The following is a 4,299-nucleotide window of genomic DNA, read 5'->3' on the forward strand; positions in this document are numbered from 1 at the left end:
GCGTCATGGCGCGGCCTCCTCGGACGGGGTGACGACGGCGAGGAGTTGGTCCATGGCGACCGTGCCACCGGTGGCGACGGGCAGCTCGGTGACGGTGCCGTCGTGCGGGGCGGCGATGACGTGCTCCATCTTCATGGCCTCGACGACCAGCAGGCTCTGCCCGGCCGACACGCGCTCGCCGACGGTGGCCTTGACGACGGTGACGGTGCCGGGCATCGGGGCGGTGAGCGCGTCGGCTCCGGCGAGCGCGCCGGGCCCGGCGGCGGCGATGGGGTCGTGCTCGCGGACGTGCCAGGCGTCGCCGTCCCGCCCCAGCCAGTGCCCGTCGGACACGGCGGCGTGGTTGAACGCGTGGACGGCGCCGGCGAGTTCGACGTGGACGGAGTCGGGCGTGCGCGAGACGAGCCGGGCGGGAACGGGGTCGGCCTCGCCGAGACGGGCCTCGCCCGGGCGCACCCTGACCGTGACGGGGTCGTGCCCGGGGACGCGCAACGCGCTGGTGGTCCAGGCCGGTTGGCCGCCGAGTCGCCAGCCGGACGGCACCGAGAAGGGGTCGGTCCAGCCGGCCGGGTCGGGGGCCGGGGCGAGGGCGGCCTGTCGCAGCAGCGCGGCGGCGACGTAGACCTCTTCGGGTACGGCCGCCGGGATGAGCGAGGGCGCCGCACGGTCGACCAGGCCGGTGTCCAACTCGCCCGCGACGACCTCGGGCAGGGCCAGCAGGCGGCGCAGGAAGCCGGTGTTGGTGTCCACCCCGAGGACGGTGGTGCGGGCGAGCGCGGCGCGCAGCAGGCGCAGCGCGGTGGGGCGGTCGGGGCCGTGGGCGATGATCTTGGCGAGCATCGGGTCGTAGGCGGTGGAGACCTCGGTGCCCGCGTCGAGCCCCGAGTCGACCCGGACGCCGTCGCCGGCCGGCTCGCGCAGCAGCCGCACGGTGCCGGCGGACGGCAGAAAGCCGGTGGCCGGGTTCTCCGCGCAGATCCTGGCCTCGACGGCGTGCCCGGTGAGGCGCACCTCGTCCTGCGTGAACGGCAACGGCTCGCCGGCGGCGATCCGCAGCTGCCACTCCACGAGGTCGAGGCCGGTGATCAACTCCGTGACGGGGTGCTCGACCTGGAGCCGGGTGTTCATCTCCATGAAGTAGAAGGTGCTCGGATCGGTGCCGGGGACGATGAACTCGACGGTGCCCGCGCCCCGGTAGTCACAGGCGCGGGCGGCACGGACGGCGGCCTCGCCCATCCGCGCGCGGGTGGCGGCGTCGAGCAGCGGGCTCGGCGCCTCCTCGACGATCTTCTGGTGGCGGCGCTGCAGCGAGCACTCGCGCTCGGCCAGGCGCAGCACGGCGCCGTGGTCGTCCGCGATCACCTGCACCTCGATGTGGCGGGGCCGCTCGACGAAGCGCTCGGCGAGCAGCGTGTCGTCGCCGAAGGAGGCGAGCGCCTCGCGGCGCGCCCCGGCGATCTGCTCCTCCAACGCGCCGGGGTCGGTAACCAGACGCATGCCCTTGCCGCCGCCCCCGGCGGCGGGCTTGAGCAGCAACGGGGGGCCCAACTCACGTGCCGCCGCCGCGAGGTCGGGGTCCGAGACACCGGGGACGACGGGCACGCCGGCCGCCTCGACGGCGCTCTTGGCGCGGATCTTGTCGCCCATGGCCTCGATGGCGGCGGCCGGCGGGCCGACGAAGGCGAGCCCCGCGGTGGTGACGGCGCGGGCGAACGCCGCGTTCTCCGCGAGGAATCCGTAGCCGGGGTGGACGGCCTGGGCACCGGTCTCGGCGGCCGCCGCGAGCAGTCGGGGGATGGCGAGGTAGCTCTCGACCGCCGGGGTCGGGCCGAGGCGGACGGCCACGTCGGCCTCGCGGACGTGGCGGGCACCGGCGTCCGCGTCGCTGTAGACGGCGACGGAGCGGATGCCGAGGCGGCGCAGGGTGCGGACGACGCGGACGGCGATCTCGCCCCGGTTGGCCACGAGCACGGTCTCGAACATGGCCCCAGACATTTCTGTGATGCCCTCCCTCACATTCGGAAGACGCCGTGACTCGGCTCTGACAGGGGCGCGTTGGCGCAGGCGGTGAGGGCGAGGCCGAGGACGGCGCGGGTCTCGAGCGGGTCGATCACGCCGTCGTCCCAGAGCCGCGCCGTGGCGTAGTAGGCGCTGCCCTGCGCCTCGTACCGGCGGCGGATCGGGGCCTTGAACGCCTCTTCCTCCTCCGCCGACCAGGCGTCCCCGAGCTGGTCGCGCTTGACGGTGGCCAGCACGGCCGCGGCCTGCTCGCCGCCCATCACGGAGATCTTGGCGTTGGGCCACATCCACAGGAAGCGCGGCGAGTACGCCCGGCCGCACATCGAGTAGTTGCCCGCGCCGTAGGAGCCGCCGACGACCACGGTGAGCTTGGGGACGCGGGCGCAGGCGACGGCCGTGACCATCTTGGCGCCGTGCTTGGCGATGCCGCCGGCCTCGTAGTCGCGGCCCACCATGAAGCCCGCGATGTTCTGCAGGAAGAGCAGCGGGATGCCGCGTTGGTCGCACAGCTCGATGAAGTGGGCGCCCTTCTGGGCCGATTCGGAGAACAGGATGCCGTTGTTGGCGACGACACCGACCGGGTGACCGTGGATCCGGGCGAAGCCGGTGACGAGGGTCGGGCCGAACTCCGCCTTGAACTCCTGGAGTCGGGAACCGTCGACGAGGCGGGCGATGACCTCGCGGACGTCGTAGGTGGTGCGGGAGTCGACCGGGACCACGCCGTAGAGTCCGGCCGGGTCGACGACGGGCTCCTCGGCCGGGACGACCGACCAGGGCAGCGGGCCGCGCTCCGGCAGCGTGGCGACGATGGTGCGGACGATGCGCAGCGCGTGCGCGTCGTCCTCGGCGAGGTGGTCGGTGACGCCCGAGACGCGGGCGTGCACCTCGCCGCCGCCGAGCTCCTCGGCGGTGACGACCTCCCCGGTGGCGGCCTTCACCAGCGGCGGCCCGCCGAGGAAGATCGTGCCCTGGCCGCGCACGATGACGGCCTCGTCGCTCATGGCCGGCACATAGGCGCCGCCGGCGGTACAGGAGCCGAGCACGGCGGCGATCTGCGGGATGCCGGCGGCCGACATGCGGGCCTGGTTGTAGAAGATGCGGCCGAAGTGGTCGCGGTCGGGGAACACCTCGTCCTGCATGGGGAGGAAGGCGCCGCCCGAGTCCACCAGGTAGAGGCAGGGCAGGCGGTTCTCCAGGGCGATCTCCTGCGCCCGCAGGTGCTTCTTGACGGTGAGCGGGTAGTAGGTGCCGCCCTTGACGGTGGCGTCGTTGGCGACGACCACGGCCTCGCGCCCGCTGACCCGGCCGATGCCGGCGATCACCCCGGCGGCCGGCGCCTGCCCCTCGTAGAGGCCGTCGGCGGCCAGGGGGGCGATCTCGAGGAACGGCGAACCGGGGTCGAGCAGCGCGTCCACCCGGTCGCGGGGCAGCAGCTTGCCGCGCGCCACGTGTCGAGCGCGGGCCCGCTCGCCCCCGCCGAGGCGGGCGGCGGCCAGCTTCTCGCGCAGTTCGGCGGCGAGCTCGCGGTGAGCCGCCTCGTTGGCCCGATACGCCTCGGACGCCGGATCCACGGTGCTGCTGAGCGTCGGTGCCTGCCGCATATGGACGAGGTTAACGCTCGTTAACGGGCCTGTCTACAATACGTTCTCATGACGTCGCACGCCTCCGCCCACGCCCTCTCCCGCCGCGAGCAGATCCTGCGTGAGGCGTCCAGGCTCTTCGCCGAGCGCGGCTTCCACGGCGTGGGCGTCGACGACATAGGCGCCGCGGTCGGCGTGAGCGGCCCCGCCCTCTACCGGCACTTCGCCGGCAAGGACGCGATGCTGACCGAACTGCTGGTCGGCATCAGCAGCCGGCTGCGGGACGGCGGCGTCCGGCGGGTCGAGGAGGCCGAGGCGGCCGGCCGCACCGCCGAGGACGCGCTGGACGCGCTGATCGCCGGCCACATCGACTTCGCGCTCGACGACCGGGCGCTGATCACGCTCCACGACCGCGAGCTCGACTGGCTGCCGGAGGCCGACCGCAAGCGGGTGCGGCGGCTCCAGCGGGAGTATCTGGAGCTGTGGGTCCAGGTCGCCCGCCGGGCCTACCCCGACCTCCCTGAGCCGCGGGCGCGGGCGGCGGTGCACGCGGTGTTCGGCCTGCTCAACTCCACGCGACGGCTTTCCCGCCCCGCGACGCTCCCGGACCGGGCCGAGACGGCGGCGCTCCTGCACCGCCAAGCCCGCGCGGCACTGGCCGCGGCGACCACCTGACCCACCGCGCGGCGGTTCCCCCACC

At 74.3% G+C, this 4,299-nt stretch carries 3 protein-coding genes; 1 reads left to right on the forward strand and 2 read right to left on the reverse strand.

Annotated elements, in window-relative coordinates; translation table 11 throughout:
• Positions 1-3 precede the first annotated feature (3 nt).
• Together E1265_RS34210 and E1265_RS34215 are read right to left on the reverse strand one after the other, a co-directional pair.
• On the reverse strand, positions 4-1,983 hold the full coding sequence (locus E1265_RS34210; RefSeq protein WP_132934848.1) for a biotin carboxylase N-terminal domain-containing protein: 1,980 nt from the start codon (positions 1,981-1,983) through the stop codon (positions 4-6).
• 29 nt (positions 1,984-2,012) lie between these two features.
• The gene (locus E1265_RS34215) at positions 2,013-3,620 is read right to left on the reverse strand and encodes a carboxyl transferase domain-containing protein (RefSeq protein WP_132934846.1); all 1,608 of its coding nucleotides are present in this window, start codon (positions 3,618-3,620) and stop codon (positions 2,013-2,015) included.
• Positions 3,621-3,668: 48 nt separating this feature from the next.
• On the opposite strand from E1265_RS34215, the gene E1265_RS34220 reads away from it, so the two are divergent.
• Positions 3,669-4,274: a TetR/AcrR family transcriptional regulator gene (locus E1265_RS34220; protein WP_132934847.1), complete on the forward strand. Its 606-nt coding sequence runs from the start codon at positions 3,669-3,671 to the stop codon at positions 4,272-4,274.
• Positions 4,275-4,299: the final 25 nt, after the last annotated feature.

Origin of the sequence: Streptomyces sp. 8K308, from assembly GCF_004348315.1 — a bacterium.
Lineage (GTDB): Bacteria > Actinomycetota > Actinomycetes > Streptomycetales > Streptomycetaceae > Streptomyces.

Bases quoted from the DNA above. Each gene is read 5' to 3' on its own strand.
- E1265_RS34210 (WP_132934848.1), bottom strand. From the start codon at position 1,983: ATGTTCGAGACCGTGCTCGTGGCCAACCGGGGCGAGATCGCCGTCCGC.
- E1265_RS34215 (WP_132934846.1), bottom strand. From the start codon at position 3,620: ATGCGGCAGGCACCGACGCTCAGCAGCACCGTGGATCCGGCGTCCGAG.
- E1265_RS34220 (WP_132934847.1), top strand. From the start codon at position 3,669: ATGACGTCGCACGCCTCCGCCCACGCCCTCTCCCGCCGCGAGCAGATC.